The 25,735-nt window shown below is 65.6% G+C and carries 28 protein-coding genes and 1 riboswitch; of the genes, 13 read left to right on the top strand and 15 right to left on the bottom strand.

What is annotated here, in order from left to right; translation table 11 throughout:
* Positions 1–23 precede the first annotated feature (23 nt).
* From ACNO8X_RS25620 to ACNO8X_RS25610, 3 genes are read right to left on the bottom strand one after another with little or no spacing between them, the layout of a single operon-like run.
* Positions 24–905, bottom strand: coding sequence for a formylglycine-generating enzyme family protein (locus ACNO8X_RS25620; RefSeq protein WP_418003276.1), 882 nt, complete (start codon positions 903–905; stop codon positions 24–26).
* A complete protein-coding gene (locus tag ACNO8X_RS25615) occupies positions 898–1,791 on the bottom strand; it encodes an HAD family hydrolase (protein WP_418003275.1) in 894 nt (297 codons plus the stop codon). The genes ACNO8X_RS25620 and ACNO8X_RS25615 overlap by 8 nt, the downstream gene beginning before the upstream one ends.
* Positions 1,791–3,341 (bottom strand): arylsulfatase, encoded by a 1,551-nt coding sequence (locus ACNO8X_RS25610; protein WP_418003274.1) that lies wholly within the window; start codon positions 3,339–3,341, stop codon positions 1,791–1,793. The genes ACNO8X_RS25615 and ACNO8X_RS25610 overlap by 1 nt, the downstream gene beginning before the upstream one ends.
* A 151-nt stretch (positions 3,342–3,492) precedes the next feature.
* Between ACNO8X_RS25610 and ACNO8X_RS25605 the strand changes: the two genes are divergently transcribed.
* A complete protein-coding gene (locus tag ACNO8X_RS25605; RefSeq protein ID WP_418003273.1) occupies positions 3,493–3,768 on the top strand; it encodes a dsRBD fold-containing protein in 276 nt (91 codons plus the stop codon).
* A 123-nt stretch (positions 3,769–3,891) separates the two neighbouring features.
* Here ACNO8X_RS25605 and ACNO8X_RS25600 read toward each other — a convergent pair whose 3' ends face one another.
* From ACNO8X_RS25600 to ACNO8X_RS25585, 4 genes are all read right to left on the bottom strand, one after another.
* A complete protein-coding gene (locus ACNO8X_RS25600; RefSeq protein ID WP_418003272.1) occupies positions 3,892–4,965 on the bottom strand; it encodes an NAD-dependent epimerase/dehydratase family protein in 1,074 nt (357 codons plus the stop codon).
* A gap of 63 nt (positions 4,966–5,028) precedes the next feature.
* On the bottom strand, positions 5,029–5,241 hold the full coding sequence (locus ACNO8X_RS25595; RefSeq protein WP_043395723.1) for an exodeoxyribonuclease VII small subunit: 213 nt from the start codon (positions 5,239–5,241) through the stop codon (positions 5,029–5,031).
* Positions 5,228–6,445 carry an exodeoxyribonuclease VII large subunit gene (gene xseA / locus ACNO8X_RS25590; RefSeq protein ID WP_418006034.1) on the bottom strand — a complete coding sequence of 406 codons (1,218 nt, stop codon included), beginning with the start codon at positions 6,443–6,445 and terminating at the stop codon, positions 5,228–5,230. The genes ACNO8X_RS25595 and xseA overlap by 14 nt, the downstream gene beginning before the upstream one ends.
* Before the next feature lie 19 nt (positions 6,446–6,464).
* Positions 6,465–7,043: a lipid droplet-associated protein gene (locus ACNO8X_RS25585; RefSeq protein WP_418003271.1), complete on the bottom strand. Its 579-nt coding sequence runs from the start codon at positions 7,041–7,043 to the stop codon at positions 6,465–6,467.
* A gap of 53 nt (positions 7,044–7,096) precedes the next feature.
* Here ACNO8X_RS25585 and ACNO8X_RS25580 point away from each other — a divergent pair, with 53 nt between their 5' ends.
* A complete protein-coding gene (locus ACNO8X_RS25580; protein ID WP_418003270.1) occupies positions 7,097–8,107 on the top strand; it encodes a 4-hydroxy-3-methylbut-2-enyl diphosphate reductase in 1,011 nt (336 codons plus the stop codon).
* 50 nt (positions 8,108–8,157) lie between these two features.
* Here the strand turns inward: ACNO8X_RS25580 and ACNO8X_RS25575 are convergent, their stop codons facing one another.
* A complete protein-coding gene (locus ACNO8X_RS25575) occupies positions 8,158–9,300 on the bottom strand; it encodes a DUF6542 domain-containing protein (RefSeq protein WP_418003269.1) in 1,143 nt (380 codons plus the stop codon).
* Between the two features lie 83 nt (positions 9,301–9,383).
* Between ACNO8X_RS25575 and ychF the strand changes: the two genes are divergently transcribed.
* Positions 9,384–10,457 carry a redox-regulated ATPase YchF gene (ychF, locus tag ACNO8X_RS25570; RefSeq protein WP_418003268.1) on the top strand — a complete coding sequence of 358 codons (1,074 nt, stop codon included), beginning with the start codon at positions 9,384–9,386 and terminating at the stop codon, positions 10,455–10,457.
* A gap of 59 nt (positions 10,458–10,516) precedes the next feature.
* Here ychF and ACNO8X_RS25565 read toward each other — a convergent pair whose 3' ends face one another.
* The gene (locus ACNO8X_RS25565) at positions 10,517–11,359 is read right to left on the bottom strand and encodes an SDR family oxidoreductase (RefSeq protein WP_418003267.1); all 843 of its coding nucleotides are present in this window, start codon (positions 11,357–11,359) and stop codon (positions 10,517–10,519) included.
* 151 nt (positions 11,360–11,510) lie between these two features.
* Between ACNO8X_RS25565 and ACNO8X_RS25560 the strand changes: the two genes are divergently transcribed.
* Together ACNO8X_RS25560 and ACNO8X_RS25555 are read left to right on the top strand one after the other, a co-directional pair.
* A complete protein-coding gene (locus ACNO8X_RS25560; RefSeq protein ID WP_418003266.1) occupies positions 11,511–12,374 on the top strand; it encodes a helix-turn-helix transcriptional regulator in 864 nt (287 codons plus the stop codon).
* A 178-nt stretch (positions 12,375–12,552) separates the two neighbouring features.
* The gene (locus tag ACNO8X_RS25555; protein ID WP_418003265.1) at positions 12,553–12,789 is read left to right on the top strand and encodes a hypothetical protein; all 237 of its coding nucleotides are present in this window, start codon (positions 12,553–12,555) and stop codon (positions 12,787–12,789) included.
* A gap of 87 nt (positions 12,790–12,876) precedes the next feature.
* On the opposite strand, the gene ACNO8X_RS25550 is transcribed toward ACNO8X_RS25555, so the two are convergent.
* Both ACNO8X_RS25550 and ACNO8X_RS25545 read right to left on the bottom strand, forming a co-directional pair.
* Positions 12,877–13,938: a magnesium and cobalt transport protein CorA gene (locus ACNO8X_RS25550; RefSeq protein ID WP_418003264.1), complete on the bottom strand. Its 1,062-nt coding sequence runs from the start codon at positions 13,936–13,938 to the stop codon at positions 12,877–12,879.
* Positions 13,935–14,288, bottom strand: coding sequence for an ArsR/SmtB family transcription factor (locus ACNO8X_RS25545; protein ID WP_418003263.1), 354 nt, complete (start codon positions 14,286–14,288; stop codon positions 13,935–13,937). Before ACNO8X_RS25545 ends, ACNO8X_RS25550 begins: the two co-directional genes overlap by 4 nt.
* A 419-nt stretch (positions 14,289–14,707) precedes the next feature.
* Between ACNO8X_RS25545 and mgtA the strand changes: the two genes are divergently transcribed.
* The 4 genes from mgtA (at position 14,708) to ACNO8X_RS25525 (ending at position 21,503) form a co-directional block, all read left to right on the top strand.
* Positions 14,708–17,305 (top strand): magnesium-translocating P-type ATPase, encoded by a 2,598-nt coding sequence (gene mgtA, locus ACNO8X_RS25540; RefSeq protein WP_418003262.1) that lies wholly within the window; start codon positions 14,708–14,710, stop codon positions 17,303–17,305.
* A 62-nt stretch (positions 17,306–17,367) separates the two neighbouring features.
* Positions 17,368–19,110 (top strand): ABC transporter permease, encoded by a 1,743-nt coding sequence (locus tag ACNO8X_RS25535; RefSeq protein ID WP_418003261.1) that lies wholly within the window; start codon positions 17,368–17,370, stop codon positions 19,108–19,110.
* Positions 19,111–19,134: 24 nt separating this feature from the next.
* Entirely contained in the window at positions 19,135–20,499 is a 1,365-nt protein-coding gene (locus tag ACNO8X_RS25530) for a nitrate/sulfonate/bicarbonate ABC transporter ATP-binding protein (RefSeq protein WP_418003260.1), read from the top strand.
* Positions 20,496–21,503 (top strand): VWA domain-containing protein, encoded by a 1,008-nt coding sequence (locus ACNO8X_RS25525; protein ID WP_418003259.1) that lies wholly within the window; start codon positions 20,496–20,498, stop codon positions 21,501–21,503. The genes ACNO8X_RS25530 and ACNO8X_RS25525 overlap by 4 nt, the downstream gene beginning before the upstream one ends.
* A gap of 213 nt (positions 21,504–21,716) precedes the next feature.
* Here the strand turns inward: ACNO8X_RS25525 and arr are convergent, their stop codons facing one another.
* Positions 21,717–22,127 carry an NAD(+)--rifampin ADP-ribosyltransferase gene (arr, locus tag ACNO8X_RS25520; RefSeq protein ID WP_418003258.1) on the bottom strand — a complete coding sequence of 137 codons (411 nt, stop codon included), beginning with the start codon at positions 22,125–22,127 and terminating at the stop codon, positions 21,717–21,719.
* A gap of 35 nt (positions 22,128–22,162) precedes the next feature.
* The gene (locus ACNO8X_RS25515) at positions 22,163–22,543 is read right to left on the bottom strand and encodes a nuclear transport factor 2 family protein (protein WP_418003257.1); all 381 of its coding nucleotides are present in this window, start codon (positions 22,541–22,543) and stop codon (positions 22,163–22,165) included.
* Between the two features lie 106 nt (positions 22,544–22,649).
* A riboswitch (guanidine-III (ykkC-III) riboswitch) is annotated at positions 22,650–22,715 on the top strand.
* Positions 22,716–22,724: 9 nt separating this feature from the next.
* On the opposite strand from ACNO8X_RS25515, the gene ACNO8X_RS25510 reads away from it, so the two are divergent.
* Together ACNO8X_RS25510 and ACNO8X_RS25505 are read left to right on the top strand one after the other, a co-directional pair.
* Positions 22,725–23,039, top strand: coding sequence for a DMT family transporter (locus ACNO8X_RS25510; protein ID WP_418003256.1), 315 nt, complete (start codon positions 22,725–22,727; stop codon positions 23,037–23,039).
* 30 nt (positions 23,040–23,069) lie between these two features.
* On the top strand, positions 23,070–23,633 hold the full coding sequence (locus ACNO8X_RS25505) for a dihydrofolate reductase family protein (protein WP_418003255.1): 564 nt from the start codon (positions 23,070–23,072) through the stop codon (positions 23,631–23,633).
* Between the two features lie 11 nt (positions 23,634–23,644).
* On the opposite strand, the gene ACNO8X_RS25500 is transcribed toward ACNO8X_RS25505, so the two are convergent.
* Positions 23,645–24,007 carry a VOC family protein gene (locus tag ACNO8X_RS25500; protein ID WP_418003254.1) on the bottom strand — a complete coding sequence of 121 codons (363 nt, stop codon included), beginning with the start codon at positions 24,005–24,007 and terminating at the stop codon, positions 23,645–23,647.
* Between the two features lie 149 nt (positions 24,008–24,156).
* Positions 24,157–24,603: an Lrp/AsnC family transcriptional regulator gene (locus ACNO8X_RS25495; protein WP_418003253.1), complete on the bottom strand. Its 447-nt coding sequence runs from the start codon at positions 24,601–24,603 to the stop codon at positions 24,157–24,159.
* Between the two features lie 80 nt (positions 24,604–24,683).
* On the opposite strand from ACNO8X_RS25495, the gene ACNO8X_RS25490 reads away from it, so the two are divergent.
* Together ACNO8X_RS25490 and ACNO8X_RS25485 are read left to right on the top strand one after the other, a co-directional pair.
* Complete coding sequence (locus tag ACNO8X_RS25490; protein ID WP_418003252.1) at positions 24,684–25,391, top strand: AzlC family ABC transporter permease; 708 nt, start codon at positions 24,684–24,686, stop codon at positions 25,389–25,391.
* Positions 25,384–25,707 carry a branched-chain amino acid transporter permease gene (locus ACNO8X_RS25485; RefSeq protein ID WP_418003251.1) on the top strand — a complete coding sequence of 108 codons (324 nt, stop codon included), beginning with the start codon at positions 25,384–25,386 and terminating at the stop codon, positions 25,705–25,707. Before ACNO8X_RS25490 ends, ACNO8X_RS25485 begins: the two co-directional genes overlap by 8 nt.
* Positions 25,708–25,735: the final 28 nt, after the last annotated feature.

Raw genomic sequence — 25,735 nt, 5'->3', positions numbered from 1 at the left:
TCACCCCGAGCGGAGTGAACAGATTACTCAATCTGTATACACCTGAATCCGACGTGACTCATCCCCGTATCGACGGCTTGTGGACGACGAGCCGCCGGCCGGTAGCGCAGGCAGTAACTGTCCGCGCAGAGGAACGACCCGCCCTTGATCACCCGGCGCGGGACCGGTGTCCCTGGTTGATCGGGGTCGTAACTGTCCGCGGCGCAACACGGCCCGCTGTCGCGGGTGGTGCCGTAGAAGTCGGTGGTCCACTCCCAGACATTGCCGGCCATGTCGAACAGGCCGTAGCCGTTGGCCGGAAAGCTGCCCACCGGCGTGGTCTGGCCGTAGCCGGTATCCGGCAGGTAGGGGAACTCGCCGTGCCAATAGTTGGCCAGCCGCTGCCCGGGCTGCTCGGGTTCAGTGCCCCAGGAGTAGGTGGCGCGATCCAATCCGCCGCGGGCGGCGACCTCCCACTGCGCCTCGGTGGGCAGGGCCAGCCCGGCCCAGTCGGCGTACGCCGCAGCGTCCTCGAACGCCACGTGCACGACGGGATGGTGCTCCCGGTTCCGCAGCGACGACTTCGGGCCCAGTGGGTGGTTCCAGCACGCGCCGGGCGTCCACGTCCACCACTGGCTGAGGTGACGCAGGTCGACGGGGCCGGGGGTGCGACGGAACACCATCGAGCCCGGTTGCAGATTCTCCGCCGGGGCGCCCGGATAGTCAGCGGGGTTGAGTGGCCGTTCGGCGACGGTGACGTAGCCGGTGGCGTCGACGAAGGCGCCGAACGCCTCATTGGTCACCTGGTGCGGCTGCATCCAGAAGCCTTCGACGGTGACCTCGCGGGCGGGGGCCTCCTCGGGGTAGTGCTCGTCGGAACCCAGCACGGCGGTCTGCGCCGGAATCCAGGCCAGTGCGTCAGTCATCGAACACGGCGGCCCAGTCCGACTGCATGCTCGCGACGGTCCAGCCATCGGTCTTCGCCAGCTCCAGCGCCCGTTCCGCGCCTGCGACGTAATCGAATTCGCGTTCGGCATCGTCGTGCAGCACCAGCAGCCGGAAGCCGCGGGCGTATTCGAGCATCTCGATGTCGCCGTTGGAGTTGCCCGCGGCAAAGATCGGCCGGCGCCCGATCCGTCCCCAGATTCGCACCGGCTTGATGGGCCCGTCGTCGAGGAACTCCGGTTGGGCCGTCGTGAGCAGTTCGCCGTCCTGGTATTGCAGCGCAACGGAACTGCCGACCACCCGCTCCGGCGGAATGCCGTACATCGCAGCCGTCACCGGCCGCATGAAATCGCGTCCGCCGCCGGAGGCGATGTAGCAGGTGAATCCGTTCGCCTCCAGGTAGCGCAGCAGCTCGATCATCGGCACGTAGCCGCACGCGGTGTACTGCCGGCCGAGCGTCGGATGCGGAGCGTCGGCGAAGAACGCCGCCACCCGTGCGGCGTGTTCCTCGACGGTGATTCCGGAGTGGGCCGAAAGCACCGCCGCACCAAGCACTTTCAGATCGCCGTCGTCACCCTGATAGTGCTTGGTGACGGCGTTGCCGAACCAAGCGAGATCTCCCGACGCGGCCGCGGCGTACGGCTGCCGGTCCGCCAGCGCCGGGTCGGCCGCGACTTGCTCGGCCAGCCGGCGCACCAGGAAATCCAGCTGGATGTAGGCCGGCTTCTCGCACCACAGCGTGCCGTCGTTGTCGAACACCGCGATCCGGTCTTGCGGCGCAACGTAATTCGGGCCGTCGGTGGTGACCCGCCCGACGAAGTCGACGATCGCCGACTTCGTCGGGCCGTCGTGCCAGGATTCGAGCACTAATCGGCCGCCAGGAACTCGTTGAGCTTCTTGACGATCTGATCGATGCTGAAGCTGGCCGGCTCGTGTCGGGGCGGGAACTCCTTGAACGTGTCGAGGAACGCCGACGCCATGGCTGTCGCGTAGAAGACGAAGAAATCTCGTCGCAGGAACCACTCGTAGTACGTGTTGGACGTGATGTCGGCGTACTCATACGGGTCGGTGCGCAGGTTGAACAACTTGGGAACCCGCAGCGGAGTGAAGGGTTCGGCCCAGATTTGCAGTGTGCCCTGGCAGCGTTGCTCGGCGAAGACGATCTTCCAGTTCTCGAAGCGCATCGCGACCAGCTCGGCGTCGTCGTTGAAGTAGAAGAACCCGCGCCGCGGGCTGTTCTCGACCTCGCCCATCAGATACGGCAGCAGGTTGAACCCGTCGATGTGCACCTTGTACTCGGTCTCGCCATCGGCGCCGGCCTTGTGGCCCTTCTTGAGCTTCTCGACGATGTCGGGGTCGCCCGCGGCGGCCAGCAGGGTCGGCAGCCAGTCGTGGTGCTGGACGATGTCGTTGGATACGCTGCCCGCCTTGATCTTTCCGGGCCAGCGGATCAACTCGGGCACCCGGTAGGCGCCCTCCCAGTTGGTGTTCTTCTCGCTGCGGAACGGCGTCGTGCCACCGTCTGGCCAGGTATTGCGGTGCGGGCCGTTGTCGGTGGAGTAGATGACGATGGTGTCGTCGGCGATGCCGAGTTCGTCGAGCACATCCAGCACGGTGCCCACGTTCTTGTCATGGTCGATCATCGCGTCGTGGTACTCGGACTGCCACATGCCGGCCTGGCCCTTGCTCTCGGGCTTGACGTGCGTGTAGAGGTGCATGTGGGTGAAGTTGCACCAGACGAAGAACGGGGTGTCGGCTTCGTGCTGCCGCTTGATGTAGTCGACGGTGCGGTCGGCGATGTCGTCGTCGATGGTCTCCATCCGCTTGGCGGTCAGGGGGCCGGTGTCCACGATGGTCTGCTTCCCGACGGGACCGAACTTGTCGTCGTCGGGCTCGGTCGAGACCTCGTCGATGGCCCTGCAGTCCATGACACCGCGTGGCAGCGCCAGCTCGTAGAGCCGGGGGAACTGGTCCTTGTGCGGGTAGTCGAATTGCTCGGGCTCCTCCTCGGCGTTGAGGTGGTAGAGGTTGCCGTAGAACTCGTCGAACCCGTGCACGGTCGGCAGGTACTTGTTCATGTCGCCGAAATGGTTTTTGCCGAACTGCCCGGTGGCGTAGCCCATGGGCTTCAGCAGTTCCGCGATGGTCGGATCCTCTGCGGCCCAACCGATGTCGACGCCCGGTACGCCGACTTTGCTCATGCCCGTGCGGTACACGCTCTGCCCGCTGATGAACGCGGCCCGGCCGGCGGTGCAGCTTTGCTCGCCGTAGGAGTCGGTGAAGCGCATGCCCTCGGCGGCGATGCGGTCGATGTTCGGGGTGCGGTAACCCATCAGCCCGTCGCTGTAACAACTCAGGTTGCTGATGCCGATGTCGTCACCCCAGATCACCAGGATGTTGGGTTTGCCGTTGGGCATTGCGGAGCTCCTCGGTCGAAACGGATTTTCCTGTGCCCGTTCGACTTTACGGGTGCGTTACCGGTTGCGGCGGCTGTTCGGCAGGTGCGTGAAATCGGTACTGGTCAACGGGCGGCGGGAGGAGCACGCTTGTTTAGGGAAGGTGATCGACATGTACGACAAGGATCTGACCAACAGGTGGCACGTCGAGATCGAGTTCTTCGAAGATGACGTCCACACCCACGCCAGCGCGCACGCCCGGCTCCGCGACGACACGCTCTCCACGACAGGGGATGCCTACCGCAATCCCAAAGACCCGAGTGCGCCGTTGGTCGGCGAGGAGATCGCGGCGGCCCGTGCGCTGATCGCGCTCGGCACCGATCTGCTCCTGGCAGCCTCGGCGAACATCGAGAAATCAACGCAGCACCCGGTGCATCTCTACCGCTGAACGCGGCAGAGATCCTCGCGAGCAGACACAAAACTGTCGTATTTCCAACGAGATTGACAGTTTTGCTGGGGGTACCACCCGCTTGCGGGGGACTGCTCGCGGGGAGGGGTGACGCGCCAGAAACTACTTGGCGTCAGCCGCTTCCATCTGGCGGAAGAGTTCGACGTAGTACGGCATGCATTCCTTCATGGCCTGCTCGGTGTTGAACAGCGGCTCGTAGCCCAGGTCGCGCTTGGCCTTGGCGATCGAGAAGTAGTTGTTCAGGTAGAGGCGCTCCACGGCCAGCGGCTCGATCAGCGGCTCGGGCAGGCCGAACTTGAAGTGCAGCCACTGCCAGGCCATCATCGCGCGGTGCACGAGCTTGCCGGAGACGCGGAAGTCGGGCAGCTTGCGGCCGCACGCGGCCACGACGGGACGGGCGAACTCGAACATGTTGAGCGGTTCGCCGTCGTTGATGAAGTAGGCCTGTCCGGGTGAGGTCCCGCCCGGCACGAGGTGCTCGCCCGCCAGGATGAAACCGTGGATCAGGTTGTGCACGTAGGAGTTGTCCAGCTTGATGTTCTTGTTGCCCACCAGCACCTTGACGTGGCCGGCGAGGATGTTCTCGAACACCTTCCTGAACATGGTCTGGTCGCCGCGGCCCCAGATGCCGCTGGGCCGGATGGAACAGGTGAGCATGCCGTCGACATTGTTCTGCGACAGCACGAACTTCTCGGCGGCGACCTTGGTCTCGGTGTACAGGTCGTTGAAGCGCGTGGTGTACGGCATGGACTCGTCGCCGTTCTGGATGTCCTGGCCACCCATCACGACGCTGTTCGACGCGGTGTAGACGAACCGCTTGACGCCCGCGGCCCGGCCCAGCTTCACCAGGTTCTCGGTGCCGCCGACGTTCACGCCGAAGCTGCGGTTGCGGTACTCCTCGGTGACGGACGCGCCGCCCATCAGGTCGATGATCGCCGCGGTGTGGATGATCGTGTCGATATCGGCGACAGCCTTCGACACATCTTCGGGGTTGGTGATGTCGCCGACCTGCGTCTCCAGGTTCGGGTTCTCCGGCAGCGGCGACGGGACGCGGTCGAAGGACCGGACGCGGTGGCCGCGGTCGAGCAGTTCGGTCACCAGGTTGGCGCCGACGAAGCCGGACCCGCCGGTTACCAACACACGGCCGAGGTCTGTGGTCAGGGAAGCATCACGCATGGTGCAGGAGCATAACTGAAACGTGTTTCAGTTAACAGGGTGCTGCAAAAATTACCGCACTGATCAATTTTCGTCGTCGGCGCCCGTGGCGAGCGCGTCCTCGACCTTCTTGCGGGCGCCGGCCAGATGCTCTTCGCACCGTTTTGCCAGTTGTTCGCCCCTTTCCCAGAGCTGGAGCGAGGTGTCGAGATCGAGCCCGCCCGCTTCCAGTTGACGGACGACCTCGATCAGTTCATCGCGGGCCTTTTCGTAGCCAAGCTGACTAATGTTCGTCATATATTCCTTCGCTCACGGTCGTGACGGCGCCGTCGGCCACCCGGATTCGGAGTCTGGTTCCCGCCGGGGCATCCTGCGCCGACCGCAGGACCGCGCCCGCCGCCGACAGGTTCTGCACCACGGCGTAACCGCGGGCCAACGTCGCGGCTGGGCCCAGGGTGGCCAGCCGGGCCGACAGGTGGCCCACGTGATTGGTCTCGGTGGCGATGAGCCGCCGGATGTCGCGGCGCGCGGCCGTCACCGCCCGGGTGATCACCTCGCTGTGCGTGTCGAGTGCCTGTAGCGGCTGGGCCAGGACCGGACGGCTGCGCAGCGCCTCGATGAGGCGCTCCTCGCGGTGCACCCAGTTGCGCAGGGCCTGGGCGCTGCGCCGGCGCAGGTCGCTCACCAAGGCCTGCTCGGCGGCGGCGTCGGGGACGACGCGTTTGGCCGCATCGGTCGGGGTGGCCGCGCGCAGGTCGGCGACCAGGTCGCACAGTGGGTTGTCCGGTTCGTGCCCGACGGCGCTGACCACCGGCGTGGTGCAGGCGGCGATCTCGCGGCACAGCGTCTCGTCGGAGAACGGCAGCAGATCCTCGACGCTACCGCCGCCGCGGGCGATCACGATGACGTCGACGGCCGGTTCGGCATCCAATGCGCGCAGGGCCTCCACGATCTGCGGCACCGCGTTCGTGCCCTGGACGGCGGTGTTCCGGATGTCGAAGTGGACTGCGGGCCAACGGCTTTGGGCGACGGAGACGACGTCGTGTTCGGCGGCCGACGCCCGGCCGGTGATCAGGCCAATGGTGTTGGGCAGGAACGGAATCGGACGCTTCAGTCGCGGATCGAACAGGCCCTCGGCGTCCAGCAGCCGGCGCAGCCGGTCGATGCGGGCCAGCAGCTCACCGATGCCGACCGCGCGAATCTGGCTGATGCGCAACGAGAATGAGCCGTTGCGGGTGTAGAACTGCGGCTTGCCCAGCATGATCACCTGGGTACCCTCGGACAGCGCCACCGGGGCGTCGTCGACCAGGGCGCGGGGGCAGCTGACCGACAGCGACATGTCCGCGGCCGGGTCGCGCAGCACCATCCAGGCCGTCGACTGCCGCAACTTCAGCTCGGTGAGCTGGCCCTCGATCCAGATGGTGCCGAGCCGGTCGATGTACTTGGCCACCCGGGTGGACACCGCCCGGACCGGCCACGGGTTCTCGGCCGAGTTCGGTATCTCGGCAGCTGTCACCGCATCACTTCGCGGTCGCGCGGGTGATCCTGTTGGCCAGCAGCGTCTGGAACGGCGCGCGGGACTTGGTGTTGTTCTCGTAGGCGAGCAGCGCCTCGAGGTCGTCGACCTTGAGCTGGGGCAGCCGCGCCCGCAGCTGGGCCAGGGTCAGCTCCGCGTAGTCGAGGTCGGTCACAATTGCCGGCTCGATCGCAGTCGTCGCGCTGGCACCGTTGGTGGCCGAGCCGTTGGTCGTCGCCTTCGGCGTGTCCGTGTACAGCGCGAAGCGGCCCTCGGTGAGGCGGGCGCCGTCGCGCAGCTCGGTGTCGGCAGCACCGTCAGTCGGTGCTGCGTCCAGCAGATCTTCGTCGAACGTGGCCCATTCCGGCTGCTCGTCCTTCGGCGGGAACCACTGCTCGAGGGTCTCGTCACCCTTGTTGACGAGTTCGGCCAGGTCCTGCTGCATCTTCATGACCAGCTGGGCGAGCTGACTGGCCAGCGTCATCGGGTAGGTCAGGATCGTTTGGGGGAGCCGGATGGTCTCCTCGAGCGCGGTCGCAGCCGCGCCGACCAGCAGCCGGACTCCGTAGGGCGCAGTAGACATGCTTGCCAGAGTACGGCTGGCTCTGGCTGGACGTTGGTCAGTACCCTTGAGCCATGCCACCGACGATCAATATGGGCATTCCCGGCGCCACCGTTTCGGTTGCCGGGGCTGCGATGAGCAAAACCGGTAAGCGGGTGCTCCTCGCCGAGCCCCGAGGGTACTGCGCGGGCGTGGACCGCGCGGTCGAGACCGTCGAGCGGGCGCTGGAGAAGCACGGCGCCCCGGTGTACGTGCGGCACGAGATCGTGCACAACCGCTACGTGGTGGACACCCTGGCCAAGGCCGGGGCGGTGTTCGTCGAGCAGACCGAAGAGGTGCCCGAGGGCGCCATCGTGGTGTTCTCCGCCCACGGCGTCGCGCCGACGGTGCACGAGGAAGCCGCGGCGCGCAATCTGCGGACCATCGACGCCACCTGCCCGCTGGTCACCAAGGTGCACAACGAGGCCAAGCGCTTCGCCCGCGACGACTACGACATCCTGCTCGTCGGCCATGAGGGCCACGAAGAGGTCGTCGGCACTGCAGGTGAGGCACCTGAGCACGTGCAGGTCGTCGACAACCCCGAAGCCGTCGACACGGTGACGGTGCGCGATCCGAACAAGGTCATCTGGCTGTCCCAGACCACCCTGTCGGTCGACGAGACCATGGAGACCGTGCGGCGGCTGCGGGAGAAGTTCCCCACGCTGCAGGACCCGCCCAGCGACGACATCTGCTACGCCACCCAGAACCGCCAGGTTGCGGTCAAGGCGATGGCGCCGGAGTGCGAGCTGGTGATCGTGGTCGGCTCACGCAACTCGTCGAACTCGGTGCGCCTGGTCGAGGTGGCGCTGGGCGCCGGCTCGAACGCGGCCAAGCTCGTCGACTACGCCGAGGACATCGACCCGGGCTGGCTGGAGAACGTCACGACGGTCGGCGTCACCTCCGGCGCCTCGGTGCCCGAGATCCTGGTGCGCGGCGTCCTGGAGCGACTCGCCGAATTCGGCTACGACACCGTGCAGCCCGTCACCACCGCCAACGAGACTCTGGTGTTCGCGCTGCCACGCGAGATTCGTCCGGCCCGCCACTAGGCCCAGCCCGGCACTGGTCCGGGCGGGCGCTGACCCGGGCGGCTACGCCGTCAGGCGTCGGCGTCCCACGTGCGCCGCGGCCGGCGCTCTGCGAGGGGCTCGGCCGCCGCATCGTCGTCCGCACCGCGGTACCGCACGCGCGAGACGGGGTGGTGCGCGCTGCTGGGCGGCGCGTTCCGCGCCGGACGAGCGGGGGACTGGTAGCGGTCGCCGGGCTCGTACGGATCGTCGGCGTAGCGACGACGGCGCGGCTCGGACGCGGACGGCCGTTGCGTCGGGCGCTCGTAGCGATCCCGTTCCCGCGGCTCCCGGTAGTCATAGCGTTCCTGCGGCGGGGTACGACGTGGCTCGCGCGATTCGGCGGCCGGACGCGGACGACGCCGCGGCTCGTCGGGAACGGCATACGGATCGGTGGCGGCCGGGCGGGGACGGGCCGGTCGCTGTGGCCGGCGCAGCTGTCCGGGCACTGGGTCGATCAGCTCGGTGTCGCCGGCGTGCGCACGCGCACGGGCTGGACGCGGCGCGCGCTGCGGATCGGCGGTGCCGCGGCGGGACGACTCCGCCGCCGTACGACGCGACGGGGTGGCGCGTGTCCGGGCGCTGCGGGGCGTCTGGCCGGTGGTCAGCTTGGTGAGCTTGGCCGACAGCGTCGCCGCCAGGCCGGCGGGTGCGACGGCGTCTTCGTCCTCGGCCTGGCGCCGTGCGCGGCGCGGCTTGGCCTCGGCGACCGACTCGTCGTCGTCTTCCTCGTAGGTCAGGAACTGCGGTAGGACAAACCAGCGGACGAGACCGAGCACCAGCACCGTGGCCGCGGTGAAGAACATCGTCGGAAAACGCTCGATCAGCGGATATCCGCAATTGATCAGCAGGTCCTTGATGCCGGCGATCTTGTCGCTGTGGAACATGAAGTACGCGCCCGGCACGGCGACGAAAAGGATCAGCGGTGGCTGGATGACCGCGGTGAAAATCCCGGACCGCCGCACGCCGAGCACAGCGAGTACACAGCCGGCTACGTAGCAGAACGTGAAGAAGGCGCTGAGTTCTTTGTCACCGGTGCCGGCGTCGTAGGCGAAGCCGATCGCAGTGGCTGTGACCGCCAACACAAGGCCTCCCCACCAGGGGATTCCCGGGATGCTGGGCAGCGCCGAGCGGCGATCGAGGGCGGCTTCGGGCCCATGATGCTCTGCTGACACTCCTAGACCGTACCGGCAATCTGGGCCTTAGTGCCTACAGGCGGGCGTTGGGACGGTGTGGCGTCTCCTAAACTAGTGAACTCGTGGGTCTGAACCTGGGAATCGTCGGTCTGCCGAACGTCGGAAAGTCAACGCTGTTCAACGCGTTGACACGTAATGACGTGCTCGCGGCTAATTATCCGTTCGCAACGATCGAACCCAACGAGGGCGTGGTGCCGCTGCCCGACCCGCGGCTCGACAAGCTCGCCGAAATCTTCGGTTCCGAGAAGACCGTCCCGGCGCCCGTGACGTTCGTGGACATCGCCGGCATCGTCAAGGGCGCCTCCGAGGGGGCGGGCCTGGGCAACAAGTTCCTGGCCAACATCCGCGAGGCCGACGCCATCTGTCAGGTGGTGCGCGCCTTCGCCGACGACGACGTCGTGCACGTCGACGGCCGCGTCGATCCCAAGTCCGACATCGAGGTCATCGAGACCGAGCTGATCCTCGCCGACATGCAGACGCTGGAGAAGGCGCTGCCGCGGCTGGAGAAGGAAGCCCGCACCAACAAGGACCGCAAGCCGGTCCTCGAAGCCGTGGCGGCTGCCCAGGCCGTGTTCGACGAGGGCAAGACGCTGTTCTCCACGGGCAAAGACTGGTCCGTCCTGCGCGAGCTGAACCTGATGACCGTCAAGCCGTTCCTGTACGTCTTCAACGCTGACGAGTCGGTGTTGACCGACGAGGCCCGCAAGGCCGAGCTGACCGCCATGGTGGCCCCGGCCGAGGCCGTGTTCCTGGACGCCAAGATCGAGGCCGAGCTGCTGGAGCTGGACGACGAGTCCGCGGCCGAGCTGCTGGAGTCCATCGGTCAGACCGAGCGTGGCTTGGATGCGTTGGCGCGCGCCGGTTTTCGGACGCTGAAGCTGCAGACCTACCTGACTGCCGGCCCCAAGGAATCGCGGGCCTGGACCATTCACCAGGGCGACACGGCACCGCGCGCAGCGGGCGTCATCCACACCGACTTCGAGAAGGGCTTCATCAAGGCCGAGATCGTGGCGTTCAACGACCTCGTCGAAGCCGGGTCCATGGCCGCCGCCAAGGCTGCCGGCAAGGTCCGGATGGAAGGCAAGGACTACGTCATGGTCGACGGGGATGTGGTGGAGTTCAGGTTCAACGTTTAGCGATTGGCCGTTCAGGCGTGGTCGGTGGGCATCACCCGCAGTTCGCTGACGGAGTGTGGTCAGTCGTCGTACGTGAGAGCGGCTGAGAGCCCGCGGTGGGCATCGATCTGTCCCTGGATGACGGTCAGGTTCTGTTCGACGCCAGCCATGACGTCGGTTCCGGCCAAGAACCGCCGCGGCAGGTCGCCGGAGTCGGAGAGTGTGACGAGGGCTCTGGCGAGCTTGACGGGGTCGCCGCCCTGCTGGCCGTTCATGCTCGACCACGCGGCGATGGTTTGGGCGGTGCGCGCGGCGTAGTCGTCGATGTCCAGCTCTGGCCAGATCGTCGAGGATCCTTCGACTAGCAGCTCCGTGCGGAAGAAGCCGGGCTCTACGGCCATGGTTGAGATGCCGTACGGCTCAACGTCATACCGCAGTGACTCCATCCACCCTTCGAGAGCGAATTTCGAGGGCGCGTAGGCGGCGCAGAACTCCTGCCCGATGAGACCCGCCGCGGAAGTGACCGTGATGACTTGACCGGAACGCTGCCTGCGCATGGTCGGCAGGGCCGCACGCGTCACGTTGAGCGGGCCGAAGAAATTCGTCTCCATCTGCGCGCGCATCTGACTATCACTGATGTTCTCGAAGTAACCGGCATAGAAGTTGCCGGCGTTGTTCACCAGCACGTCGATGCGTCCGAATGCCGCCACGGCGGCCGTGGCGGCGCGCTCGGCCGCCGCCGGATCGGTGATGTCGAGAGCGATGGTCAGCAGGTTCTCGTGCTCGCCCACGGCCGCACGCGTGCGGCCGGCGTCGCGGCCGGTGGCGACGACGAGATGGCCGGTCGCGAGGGCGGCTCGGGCGATCTCGACCCCGAGTCCGCGAGAGGCTCCGGTGATGAACCAGACGTTCTGAGCTGTCATTTCGGGACTTCCCTCCACTGAGACATTCGTGTGCACGCGGTCGGTGCGCTGAAATCAGTCAACGACGCTTCCGCACACAAGTGAGAGTCCCGCTCGATGGGGTCACTGACAGGACCCCTTTTGAGCACCCGTGTCGGCATACCGTAGAGACATGGGCCACCACGACGACCTCGGCGAGTTCCTGGCCACGCGCCGCGCGAAGCTCTCCCCACAGGACGCCGGTCTGCCTGACTTCGGCGGTCGCCGCCGCGTGCCCGGCCTGCGGCGCGAAGAGGTCGCGATGCTCGCCGGGATGAGCCCCGAGTACTACCGGCGGCTGGAAAGGGGCAACGCGACTGGCGTCTCTGATGCGGTGCTCGACGGGGTCAGCCGGGCTCTGCAGCTCAACGAAGCGGAGCACGCCCACCTTCACGTGTTGGCGCGCAACGGTGACGCCGTCCGGACCAGTGGACGCCGGCGGCCACCCCGCAAGCATCACATCAGCGCCGCACTTCGGCAGACGATCGACGCCATGTCGACTGTGCCAGTCTTCGTGCAGAACGGGCGGCTCGACGCGGTCGCGACAAACAAGCTTGGCCGCGCGCTGTTCTCCGAAATGTTCACGAGCTCTGACGAGCCCGCGAACGGTGCCCGATTCATGTTCCTCAATGAACGGGCGCAGTCGTTCTACCGGGACTGGGAAGGCAATGCCCGCCAGATCGTCGCCATCCTGCGCGCCGAGGCGGGTCGTTCCCCGAACGACCGCGGTCTTAGCGACCTCGTCGGCGAGCTATCCACCCGCAGTGACTACTTCCGCAGACTCTGGGGTTCGCACGACGTGCGCGAGCACCGCACAGGTCTCAAGAGCATCCACCACCCCGTCGTCGGAGACCTTGACCTGAGCTTCCAAAGTATGGACCTGACGTCCGATCGCGGGCTGCTCATGCTCGTCTTCTCCGCTGAGCCCGGCTCGGCATCACACGCCGGTCTGCAGCTGCTCGCGAACCTCGCGGAGAGCGACGCCGTGTTCGCTTGAGGTCAGAGGTTGCTCTGTACCGGAATGCAGTGGAGATTCGCAGCTTCCTCGCGGTAAGACTGGAATTCACATACTCTCCGTGCTTTCGCGTGCGGCGTTAGTTTCCGCCCCACACGCCACACCATCAACTAGCTCAACTGCGATGCGCAGAGGTCCCAATGGTGCGACTATTCACGCTATGGACGATTTCCACGACGTGGCCCAAACAGATCGGCTGCGCGCCGAACTGTGGCGTCATGTCGAGGAGATATCGCGACTCCTGGAACGGGCCGAACGTAGAGAACGTCGTCTGTCGGACTGGGGTCACCGGCAGAGCCGTCGGCTCCGCGCCGAACTCTACGAAACGCATCACCTCATCGACGCACTCAACCGCCGATTCGCAGCACCCGCTGCGGAGGCCATTTGGGCCATTTAGGCCTGGTTTAGACCCCCGGTTCGCTCCCGCCGTCGGCCCGCTCGAAAGACGTTCACAGGGACGAGACCGAATTCCGTTGATGGCCAATTAAAGCCAGTGGTTGCGGCGGAAGGTGCGGTAGAGCGCGGTACACGCGATTGCCATGACGCCGAGCACCGCGGGATAGCCCCACACCTGCCGCAGTTCGGGCATATGGTCGAAGTTCATGCCGTAAATCCCGGCCACCATGGTCACCACCGATGCAATGGCCACCCACGCCGAGATTTTGCGCAAATCGATGTTCTGCTGGGTCCCGATCCGGGCCACCGCTGCCTGGACCAGTGAACTCAGTACTTCGTCGAAATTGTCAATCCGCTCGGCCGCCATTGTCTGGTGGTCGATCACGTCGCGCAGGTACCGGCTGATCTCTTTGGAGGCGATCAGGTCCTTGTGATCGGTCAGGATCCGCTGCAGGGCAACCGATAGCGGGCTCACGGCGCGCCGGAGTTCGACCACTTCGCGCTTGAGTAGGTAGATGTGCTCGATCTCGGTTGTGCGGCGGGGCGAAAAGGTCTCCACTTCGACGGTGTCGATATCGGTCTCCACCAGCGACGTGACCTCGACATAGCTGTCGACGACGTGGTCGGCGATAGCGTGCATCACCGCGAACGGGCCCCGCCGCAGACGGTCGGGAGCAGCCTCGAGCTCTTTGCGCAGGTCGGCGAGTCCGCTGAAGTCGCCATGGCGGACCGTTACCACGAAGTGGGCGGCGACGAAGATCATGATCTCGCCGGTTTCGACGATTTCATTGGCCAGTGTCACTGATTCGTGGGGTATGTACTGAACAGTTTTGAGCACCAGGAGCAAGGTGTCGTCGTAGCGTTCCAGCTTGGGGCGTTGGTGGGCATGCACTGCGTCTTCCACTGCGAGCGGATGCAGGCCGAATACCTTTGCCACATCGTGCATCTGGCGCTCATCGGGCTCGTGCAGACCCACCCAAACGAAGCCGTCGCCGAGTTCGCGCACCCTGTCGCGCGCGGCGGCCGGGGTGAACTGGCCGCTCAGCCGCTGTCCGTCGAGATAGATACCGCAGTCCACCAACGTGCTGGCGGCGGGTGCCTGCAGCTGATCGAGACAGGTCAATGCGTCAGCGCCGCCGGCCGAGCTCATGCGGAATGGCCGGTGCGGGTGTCGATGGGGTGGCTCTGGCGTTGTCGGCGGCGCAATGCGAGGGCAACGACATCGGAGACGTCGGAGTCGTTGACGAGATACACCTGGCGACGCCCCTCCTTGCGAGAGCGCACAATCCCGGCGAGTTTCAATTTCGCCAGATGCTGGCTGACGGCGGCCACGCTCTGGCCGACCTCCTCGGCCAGCGTGCCGACGTCGCGCTCACCGGAGCTCAGCAGCACAACGATCTGCAGACGGGCGGTGGCGGCGAGCATGCCGAACATGACCGCGACCGCGTGCAGCGCGGCGTCGTCGATCGGCTCATCATGGGTCGTGCCGTGGTTGGTCATCGCATCCTCCAATGGAACGAATCTGCCAGGTAGCTGTCACTTGCGCAAGTGATTGACAATCCGCGGTGGCGGGTTTCTAATGGTCACGGCGCAGCGACCCTGCGCGGATTGACCTGGGAAGCGAGGTGAGCGGCACATGCCGGACGACAGTATCGACGCATGGGGCTGGGCTGGCCTCGTGGTGCCCGCCCGCTCATCGTTGCGCTGATACCACGCTCGTATTGCTCATTCCAGGGCTGCGAAGGTTCTTCCGGTTCGATGAGGGAAAGCCTTTCCGCACAGCATGATTGGAGAGTCGCCGTGGCGCGACGATCGACGACAGTGGTCCTCGAATGCGGTGTCCGCCAATGTGTCCTCACGCCGTCGCCTCACCGATGGGTGAACGCACATCGAATGGCGCCGTGTGACAGGCCGTGGCCGTGACCGCGCCGGGAGTTCGTCCTGCCGACTACGCAGGAGTGTCCGTCTTCGAGGTGCTCTCGGCGTTGGCCAGTACGCCGCGCGGGCTGACCGAGCAAGAGGCCTCGGAACGACTCGGAGAGGCGGGTGAGAACCGTCAGCCCGTCGACCGCCCACCAGCGTGGACCGATCGCCTCAAGATTGCCGCCGGTGGTCCGTTCGTCGCTTTGCTCCTCGGGTTGGGCGTCGTCCTCGGGGCGGTCGGCGACGCCCGTGGCAGTGTCACGGTCGCAACGATGGTCGCGCTGTGCGTTGGCGTTCGATGCTGGCAACAGATGCGGTCCGACCGTGCCATGCGGGCACTGCGGGAGTACACGACCTACACCGCCACCGTGCGGCGACGCCTCGGCGCGGACACTGCGACTGCCGCCTACGAAATCCCGGTTGAGGATCTGGTCCCCGGGGATGTGGTGCTGCTCTCGCCCGGCGAGGTGATTCACGCCGACCTGCGGGTCATCGCGACACAGGGGCTGCGGGTGGACCAGTCGGCGCTCTCTGGTGAGTCCCTGCCGGTGGACAAGTCTGCTGAACCCGTTGATGGCGAGCGCCGGGGCCCCCTTGATGGCCCCAACATGTGCTTCGCCGGTACCTCGGTCGTCAGTGGCTCCGGAACAGCGGTCGTGGTCGCAACGGGGCCGCGGACCTACTGGGCAGCGGCGACCCTTGCCGGTGGGCGCCCGCGCCCGCGCACCAGCGTCGATGCCGGGGTCAGCGCGGTGGGCGCCACGCTGATGCGATTCATGATCGTCATGATTCCGATCGTCCTGGCCGTCAGTGGTGCGATCACCGGGGACTGGGCCCAAGCCGGATTGTTCGCCGTGTCGGTGGCCGTCGGACTCATGCCCGAACTGCTGCCGGTGATCGTGGCGGCCACGTTCCTGCGGGGTGCGGTCAACCTCACCCGGCGCCGGGTCATCGTCAAACGCCTGGAGTCGATCTGCGACCTGGGTGCCATCGACGTGCTCTGCCTGGACAAGACGGGCACCCTCACCGAGGACCGGGTGGCCTACGCCTGCGGCATCGACATCGACGGCCGTCCCGATGAGCAGGTCGACACCTACGCCTGCGTCGCCGCGACGTTCCAGGACGTCCCGTACAACCTTCTCGACGCCGCGCTGGGCGATCTGGTGGACGCCGATCAGCACATCCTGCTGGGGGCGCGGTTCACCAAGATCGGCGAAACCCCGTTCGACGTCTATCAACGTCAATCCAGTGTTGTCGTCCAAGAGCGATCGGACGAGCATCTGGTGATCACCAAAGGGGACCCCGATGCGGTCCTTCGGTTGTGCAGCCACGCCCAACTCGACGGGGTCGTCACCGAACTCTCGGCCGACCTCGCCCAGCAGGGACGCGATTTGGTGGCTTCCTTGCAGCGCAACGGCATGCGCGTACTGGCGGTCGCGGCCAAGCCCATCGCCGTCACCGGCCGTCTCGACCATCCGGCCCACGATGCGTCCGGGTCCGTTCTGGTGGGCTTTGTCGGCTTCGTCGACCCCATCAAGGCGACCGCCGCAGCCGCCGTTCGCGACCTCGACGCGGCCGGCATCAGTGCGAAGGTGCTCACCGGTGACGCGCCCGAGGTCGCCGAACACCTCTGCCGGGCCGCCGGACTGCCGATCGGGCACATTGTCACCGGCTCTGACATCGAAGCCCTCTCGCCTGACGAACTATGCGACATCGCCTGCCGTACAACAGTATTCGCCAGAGTTGATCCCCAACAGAAGGCTCGGATCGTCTCCGCGCTCCGGACCGCGGGACACACCGTCGGGTTCATCGGTGACGGGATCAACGACTCGTCGGCGCTACGGGTCGCCGACGTCGGAATCTGTGTCGACACCGCGACCGATGTCGCCCGGCATGCCGCGGATCTGATCCTGTTGGACAAGGACCTCACCGTCGTCACCGGCGCGGTGACCGAAGGCCGGCGCACCCTCGGCAACACCATGAAATACGTCAAGATCACCACCGCGTCGAACGTCGGCAACGCGGCCAGCGTGCTCTTGGCCGGTGCGCTACTCCCGTTCCTGCCCATGCTGCCTATTCAACTGATGGTTCAGAACCTGCTCTACGAGATCACTCAGTTGACGTTGCCGTTCGACCGCGTCGACCCCGACTACCTGAGCAGACCCCGACGGTGGCAATCAACCGGGCTGACCAGTTTTGCGATCGCCTTCGGCCTATTGAGCTCGGTCTTCGACCTCGCGACTTTCGCAACGTTGTGGTGGATCGTGGACGCCAATACCGTTGCCGTACAGACGATGTTCCAGACCGGCTGGTTCCTGGAGGGGCTGCTGTCGCAGGTCTTGGTCGTTCTCGTGCTGCGCTCGCGCCACGGCCTGCGGGCGGCGGGAACTCCAGCGCTGCCGCTGCTGGGCGCCGTGATCGCCGTGGTCATCGTCGGTCTGTGTCTGCCGTTCACACCGTTTGCGCACTGGGTTGGCCTGACCCCGCTACCCGGGGAATTCTTCGGCTGGCTCGCGCTGATCCTCGGGGCCTACCTCGCCGCGGCCGCTGCACTGAAGCGGCGGTGGGTCAGCCGAACGACGGCATTCCCGTAACGCCCCAAGCCCGTTCGATTCCGACCTAACGCTGATTGTTCGACTACGAGGACGGTGACGTCATGACCACTACTGTGCTGCGCACGTATTCATCGCGGGGCGCGATGGATCGTCCGCCCAACCGAGCCGTGGATGTCGTGGTGTTCCTCGCCGCGGCGGTGCTGTTGTGGGCGATCGTTCGAGTCTCGTCGGGGATCGACGTTCCCTTCGACGCGACAGCCGATTCGGCGACCATCTCCACCGATCCCTCCCAATTGCCGTACTACACGGCGCGGTCCTTGTTGCGGATGTTCGCCGCGCTGGGCCTGTCACTGGTCTTCACGTTCGTCTGGGCCACTGCGGCGGCGCGGCTGCCACGCGCCCGCAAAGTGATGCTGCCGATCCTTGACGTCCTGCAGTCGGTGCCGATTCTCGGGTTCCTCTCGGTGACGATCACCGGGTTCATCGCGCTGTTCCCCGGATCTCAGCTCGGGTTGGAGTGCGCGTCGATCTTCGCCATCTTCACCTCGCAGGCGTGGAACATGACGTTCGCGTTCTATCAGAGCCTTTCGAGTCAGCCTCGCGAACTCGACGAAGCATCCAGGAATCTCAGACTCTCACGCTGGCAACGGTTTTGGCGCGTCGACGTACCGTGCGGCATGATTCCGCTGGTCTGGAACGGGATGATGAGCTTCGGTGGCGGCTGGTTCTTCCTCGTCGCCTCCGAAGCGCTGAGTGTCAACAACCGCCACTACGTGCTGCCCGGTGTCGGCTCGTATGTGGCCACCGCGACCGCCGACGGCGATCTTGCGAAGGTCTTCATCGCGATTGGCGTGATGATCGTCATGGTCGTCGGCGTCAACGTGGTGTTCTGGAGGCCGCTGACCGCGTGGGCGGAGCGCTTTCGGATCGAGGATTCCGAGGTGGTCGAGGCGCCACGTAGCGTGGTACTGAATCTGTTGCGCCGCTCGCGCATTCCGGTGCTGATGGGCCGGATCTTCGGCGGGGCGGTGGCCCCGTTGGATCGGGCGATGGCGGTGTTCGGGCTGGCCGAGTACCCGCTGCACACATCGCCGGCGCGGCGACGGACTGCCGACGTCGCGTTCACCACGGCAGTGCTCGCCGGCGTGGGCTACGGGGTGTTCCAACTCGGCACGTACATCCACGCGACGGCAGGCTTCGGGGAAGTCGTTCACGCTCTCGGTTTGGGGTTGATCACCTTCGGTCGCGTGATCGTGCTCGTGATCGTCGCAACGCTGATCTGGGTTCCGGTCGGGGTGTGGATTGGCTTGAACCCCAAAGTTTCCCGGCTTGCCCAACCCGTGGTGCAGGTGCTGGCCAGTTTCCCGGCCAACTTCCTGTTCCCGATCGCGACCGCGGTGCTCGTCTCGACTGGGATCAGCCTGAACTGGGGTGGCATCTTCCTGATGAGCCTCGGTGCGCAGTGGTACATCTTGTTCAACGTCATCGCCGGTGCAAGCTCCATCCCGAACGATCTCCGTGAGGCGTCGGCGAATCTGCAGCTGCCCAGGATGTTGTGGTGGCGCCGGCTGATCCTGCCCGCCATCTTCCCCAGCTACATCACCGGCGGCATCACCGCCGCGGGTGGGGCGTGGAACGCCTCCATCGTCGCCGAAGTCGTCAGCTACGGCTCGACGACGTTGGTGGCCACCGGACTCGGCGCCTACATCGCCCAAGCCACCAGCTCCGGGGATTCACCGCGCATCCTCATCGGTGTTCTGGTCATGAGCATGTACGTCGTCGGCCTCAACCGGCTGTTCTGGCGTCGCCTCTACACGATTTCACAACGCCGCTACTCCCTCTGACCACTCTCGATCAGGAGAACTGCCATGACCACTGCCTCACCGGGTGTCGGCGACGACGCCATCCTCATCAACGTCGACGGCGTCAGCAAAAGCTTCACCGGCGCCGCCGGCGATGAGTTGCGCGTACTGGACTCCATCGATCTGCAACTGCGCCGAGGCGAAATCGTCGCGCTGCTCGGGCGGTCCGGATCGGGCAAATCAACCCTGCTACGGATCATTGCCGGGCTGATCCCATCCACCAGCGGCAGCGTGCGCTACCGCGGCACCGAACTCACCGGCGCCAACCCCGGAACAGCACTGGTGTTCCAGTCGTTTGCCCTGATGCCGTGGCTCACCGTCCAAGACAACGTCGAACTCGGGTTGACCGCCCGCCGAGTCCCACCCGCACAACGCCGCGAACGGGCACTCGCTGCCATTGACATGATCGGCCTGGACGGTTTCGAATCCGCTTATCCGAAAGAACTTTCCGGCGGTATGCGCCAACGTGTCGGCTTCGCCCGCGCACTCGTTCTCGAACCCGACCTGCTGTTGATGGACGAGCCGTTCTCCGCGCTCGACGTCCTGACCGCCGAGAACCTGCGCACTGAACTGATGAATCTGTGGGCGGGAGAGAACTTTCCCACCAAAGCGATCTGCATCGTCACCCACAACATCGAGGAAGCCGTTCTGCTCGCCGACCGCGTCATCGTTTTGGGCGCCAACCCCGGCCGGATCCTCGCCGAGGTCGACGTCGCACTCGAGCGTCCCCGTGACCGGCGCGCCCCCGCATTCGACGCGCTCGTCGACCGCCTCTACGGACTGCTCACCGGACGCCAAACCGTGGAAACCACCCTCGCGCACCCAGCCACCGCCAACCCCACCAGCAGGCCGTTGCCCGACGCCTCCGTCGGCGGACTGGCCGGCCTCTTGGAGATCGTCTACGCCAGCGGCACCAGGATCGGCCTACCCGACATCGCCGACGAATTGAACTTCGAGATCGACGACCTGCTGCCGCTGCTCGATGCGGCGAGCATGCTCGGCTTCGTCACCGTCGAGGAGGGCGAGCTGGTCCTCACCGATGTCGGGGTCCAATTCACCACCGCCGACATCCAAACCAGCAAGCAGATCTTCGCCGCCCAGGCCCGCCACCGCGCCCCCCTGGTGCGCACCATCTGCAAGGCGTTGGCCGGCAGCAACGACGGCAACCTGCGAGCCGCTTTCTTCCTTGACCTGCTGGGTCGCGGATTCTCCCGAGACGACGCGCAGCGTCAACTCGATACCGCCATCGGCTGGGGGCGCTACGGCGAGCTCTTCGACTACGACAGCAACAGCGACGAGATCACCGCCGACCCCGCAGCAGGCATTCACCCCGGGATCCCCGTGCAGACAGTCGGGGCGACCAGTTCGTGACAGCGCCGCTTCTGGGGCCATTGACATTCTCCGACTTCACCCACCCGTGGAGCTTCCTGTTCCTGGTCGTTGTGTTGTCGCTCATCGGGCTCTACCTCTGGGTTCAGCTATCCCGCCACCGCCGGGTGCTGCGGTTCGCCAACATGGAGTTGCTCGATAGCGTCGCCCCGACGCAGCCGAACCGGTGGCGGCACCTTGCGGCCATTTTGCTGGTGATGTCGCTACTCTTGTCGACCGTGGGGCTGGCAGGTCCGACCACGGACGTGCGGATCCCGCGCAACCGTGCGGTCGTCATGCTGATCATCGACGTCTCACCGTCCATGAGGGCCACCGATGTATCGCCCAGCCGACTCAGCGCTGCCGAAGAAGCCGGTAGACAGTTCGCCGACGAGCTCACATCGGGAATCAACCTGGGGCTCATCGCTTTTGGCGGCAGTGCCCTGGTCCTGGTATCGCCCACAACCGACCGAAACGCGACCAAGGCCGCGATCGGGAAACTCCAGATCATCGAACGCACCGCGATCGGTGAAGCCATCTTCACGGCGCTGCAAGCCATCGCGACCGTCGGAGCGGTGATCGGCGGCGGCGACAGCCCGGCGCCGGCCCGCATCGTGCTGCTCTCCGACGGTAAGGAGAACTTGCCAACCAATCCCAACGCGCCCAAAGGTGCATTCACCGCCGCCCGCACCGCGAAAGACCAAGGCGTACCGATCTCCGCGATCTCCTTCGGCACACCGAACGGGACCATCGACTACAACGACCAGCACCTCGCCGTGCCGGTCGCCGACGACACGCTCAAGAAAGTCGCCGACCTGTCCGGCGGCACCCTCTACAGCGCTGCCAATATCGACCAGCTCAAGGACGTCTACACGACCCTGCAAGCGCAGTTCGGGTTCGACATCGTCCACGCAGACGCCAGCACCAGCTGGTTTCGGCTCGCTGCAATGGTTCTCACCATCGCCACCCTCGCCGCACTGCTCATCAACCGTCGGATACCGACGTGAACGGGTCACGCTCGCTTGCCATCGGCGCCGAAACAATCGGGTGCTGAATTCCGAGGCGATCGGTCAGGCGGGTGGCGATCATCGTCTGATTATGAACGTCAGCAGAGACATCGAGCGTGGGGGTTAACGCGGAAAGACGCCGAGAATTCCTCGTAATCGCCCACGCTCGACGTAGTCGCACGCGTTGCAGTGACTTGACACCAGTAGCGATTCTCAGTTGATGATCTCGCCACGCTCGTCCGCCCGGAGCTCGGCCAGCCGATCGCGCCAGTCCTGGAGTGCCTCGGGAGACAGGCGCGTCCAGTCGTTGACCTCGTCGATGATCCGGAGCGGCTCGCTGCTGCGGTACGAGCGGGTCGGATTGCCGGGGAACTTCTTGTCGGTGACGTTCGGATCGTTCTCGAACTCGCCGGTCGGTTCGACGAGATACACCCGCGGCGTGCCGTCGCCGGCCGCGAGCTCGGCGGCAAGGCCAGCACCGTCGCGCAGAGCGGTGAAATAGATGTGGTTCATGGTGATTTCGGGCCGATAGTTGGAACGGAAGCCGGCGGTGAGGTGATCCCCCGGCTGCAGTTCGGCCTTTGTGCCGTGAAAGAACGGCCCGTCGTCCAGTGCCTCGTCCATGTCGCCAGGCTACAAACCGGTCGGTGACGTCGCGGTCAGCCGATGGGTTCGACCCACTGAGCTCGTGACGGCCCGGGGGTGAACGGATCGCCGAAGTACTGCGTCTCGCGGATGACCTTGCCGTCCTCGAACTCCATGATGCTCACCACGTACGACGGTTGTCCGTCGTAGGTCATGACGAGTTCGCTGATCCACAGGTCGCCGCCGCCGAGAATTCGGCGCACGGTGAAGCGCTTGGCATTCGGCTGAGCTTCGCGCGAAGCCTGAATCCTGTTGCGGCCGTGGATTTTTTCACCAGACTGCGGGTACTCCAGGACGGCATCGGAACCGTAGATCTGATGTTCTGTGTCGAAGTCGTTCGCATCGGATGACGCCCAGTGCGTCTCGAGCGCGGCCCGTACGTCGTCGTCAGCCATGTGCCGACGGTATCCGGATGAACCGATGGTCGCTCACGTTGTCGGCATCGCTCCGGTGGTGACCGATCTGACATTGCCACCCGCGTGCGCCTGTGAGAACTTCGTAACAGGGCCTTAACGAAGGCTTCCGGACGATGGGTGCCGTACCCGGTGTGCGACAAGACGGCCCGGGAGAGACGTCATGTCGTGGGTAATTCTGGTCATTTCCGGTGTCCTCGAAGCGGTCTGGGCAACAGCCATGGGCAAGTCCGAAGGATTCAGCAAGCTCTCGCCGAGCATCGTGTTCGCGGTCGCGCTGGTCGCCAGCATGGCCGGTCTGGCCTACGCCATGCGCGACCTGCCGGTCGGAACCGCCTACGCCGTCTGGGTGGGCATCGGCGCCGTTCTCACCGTGGTCTACGCGATGGCCACTGGGGATGAGGCCACGTCACTCCTCAAGGTGGTGTTCTTGGCGGTGATCATCGGCGGCGTTGTGGGGCTCAAACTCGTGCACTGACGCTGTGTCGGGCGGAGTAGGTTGCCTGGCATGGGGGCTCTGTACTACAGCACGACGATTTCGCTCGACGGCTACGTCGCCGACGCCGATGGCGACTTCCAATGGTCCGGCCCGAATGACGCGGTATTCGCCGTTCACCTTGCCCGCATCGCGGGTGTGTCGACGGAGGTGCTCGGGCGGAAAACCTTTGCGCTGATGCAGTATTGGGAGAATTTCACGGGAGACGATGACTCCACCGCAGACGAGGGGGAGTTCGCCCGGCTCTGGCGCGGCATCGACAAGGTGGTGGTGTCGTCGACACTCACGGACGGCGATCTCGGCACGAGCCGAGCGCGGCTGGTGCCCGAACTCCCATTGGCCGAATTGCGCCGCATCGTCGACGACGCGGCAGGCGCGGTCGAGATCTTCGGGCCCACCACGGCGGCCGCGGCGATCCGCGCCGGCATGATCGACGACTTCCACTTCTTCGTCGTCCCGAAGGTGGTCGGCGGGGGCTTGCGCGCACTACCCGACGATGTGCGTCTCGACCTGGATCTCGTCGAGCACCGGGTCTTCGACAACGGCGTCGCGTATCTGCACTACCAGCCGCGCTGAACGGGCGCGGGTTAGCTTATGGCGCTTGGATTTTCGAAGTACTGCACCAGGCAGAACTCGTGGCCTTCGGGATCGAGCATGACCATGACGATGCCCTCGTCGTAGTCGTGACGGGTCCCCGACCACCGCCCGCCGAGGCCTTCGACTCGCTGGCGGCCTACCTCGATATCGGCGACCTCAACGTCGAGATGAATGCGAACTTTCGTCGACTTCGCTTCGGGTACGCGCTGGAAGGTGAGCCGTGGTGTCGGGCCTGAGCTGGATCCGACGGTCGCCCAACCGGGGTCGTCGCCGTGCTCGTTGGACGGATCGATCCCCAGCAGCAGTCCCCAGAACGTCGCCATCCGGATCGGGTCGACGCAGTCGATCGTCACTCCTGACCAGCGAACGGACAATGCAGGACTCCTGCCTCGCGCGTGACGGTGGGAAAGCCTCCAGTTTGGTAGACGGCCGGCGCCGAGAGTGGGGCATTCCGTCAAAAAACGGCGCGGATCTCACGTAAGGGCCCACGCTCGGCGAGATGTCACGCCGGCCGCAGCGACTTGATGGTCTTCATCGGGAAGCGTGACGAGACGCGGTGGATGCCGGCGATGGAGAGCACCTTGCTCGTCAGGAACTGCTCGTAGGCCGCGAGGTCCGCGACCGCGACGCGGCACAGATAGTCCGGCGACCCGAACAGTCGGTGGAGTTCGAGGACCTGGGGATAGGCGGCCATCTTGTCTTCGAACGACTCGATGCTCTTCATGTCGAAGTCGGTGATCTCGATGTCGAGGAGGACCTCGAAGCTCTGGTTGGCGGCAGCGGGTGAGATCTGGGCCTGGTAGCCGACGATGACGCCGTCGGCTTCGAGCCGCTGCACCCGTCGCAGGCACGGCCCTGGAGTGAGTCCGACTCGTTCGGCCAGCGCGACGTTCGCGATCCGGCCGTCCTCGCGGAGGACATCGATTATTGCTGCATCAAGTCTATCCATGCCCAATTATTGCTCACCAAGGCTATCGAGCGCACTAAGTAGCAACCATATGCTGCACGCATCCTGGGATCATTGTTGGCATGGATACCCTGGCACCGACGTCTCGGAAGGCGGAGGTCGCCGCCGGTGTGCGGGCGTCGCTGGCGGCCGGGCTCGGCATGTATCCGATCGGCGTCGCCTTCGGGTTGCTGGTCGTCCAGGCGGGGCTGCCGTGGTGGGTCGCGCCGGCTCTGTCCATCGCGTGTTTCGCCGGGTCGTTGGAGCTGCTGCTGATCGGCATGATCGTCGCGGCCACCCCGTTGGCGACCGTGGCACTGACCGCGTTTCTGGTGAACTTCCGTCACGTCTTCTACGCCTTCACGTTTCCGCTGCACGTGGTGCGCAACCGGTTCGCCCGTGCGTATTCGGTCTACACCCTCGTCGATGAGGCGTATGCGGTGACGGCCGCCAACCCGCGCGGCTGGACGTCGTGGCGCCTGGTCTCGATGCAGGCCGCGTTCCAATGTTATTGGGTCGGTGGCGGTTTGACGGGCGTGTTGCTCGGCTCATTGCTGCCCGCGCGTATCGAAGGGCTCGAATTCGCCTTGTGCGCACTGTTCGTCACCCTGACGCTCGACGCGTGCCGATCCCGCGACGGCGTGCCTTCGCTGCTGCTGGCCGCCCTCAGCTTCTCGATTGCGGTGGTGGTTGCGCCTCACGCGGCATTGTTCGTCGGGCTGCTGCTGTTCATCGCGGCGCTCGTGGTGCGGTACCTGCTGGTGCGACGGCAGGTGACCGTCGATGCCTGACCTGGGATACCTCGCGGCAGTGCTGGCGACCGTGTTCGTCATCAATCTGGCCTTGCGAGCGGTGCCGTTCGCGATCCTGCAGCCGCTGCGAAAGTCTCGTTTCGTCAACACGATGGCCGCGTGGATGCCCGTCGGCATCGTGGTCATTCTCGCGGCGAGCACCTTCCGTTCGGTCTCGGGCGACGTCAGGCATGTGGTGTACGCGGCGCTCGGGGTGGCCATCACGGTGGGAGCCCACCTCCTCGGCGGTCGTCGAACCCTGCTCAGCGTCGGCGCCGGAACCCTCGCCTACGTCCTGCTGGTGAACGCGTTCTGATCCGGCGGATGTCGAGCGTGGGGCCTTA

The organism is Mycobacterium sp. PDNC021, from assembly GCF_048282635.1.
GTDB lineage: Bacteria > Actinomycetota > Actinomycetes > Mycobacteriales > Mycobacteriaceae > Mycobacterium > Mycobacterium llatzerense.
Note: the sequence above shows the minus strand (reverse complement) of the source record. Positions and strands in the feature narration are given on the sequence as shown.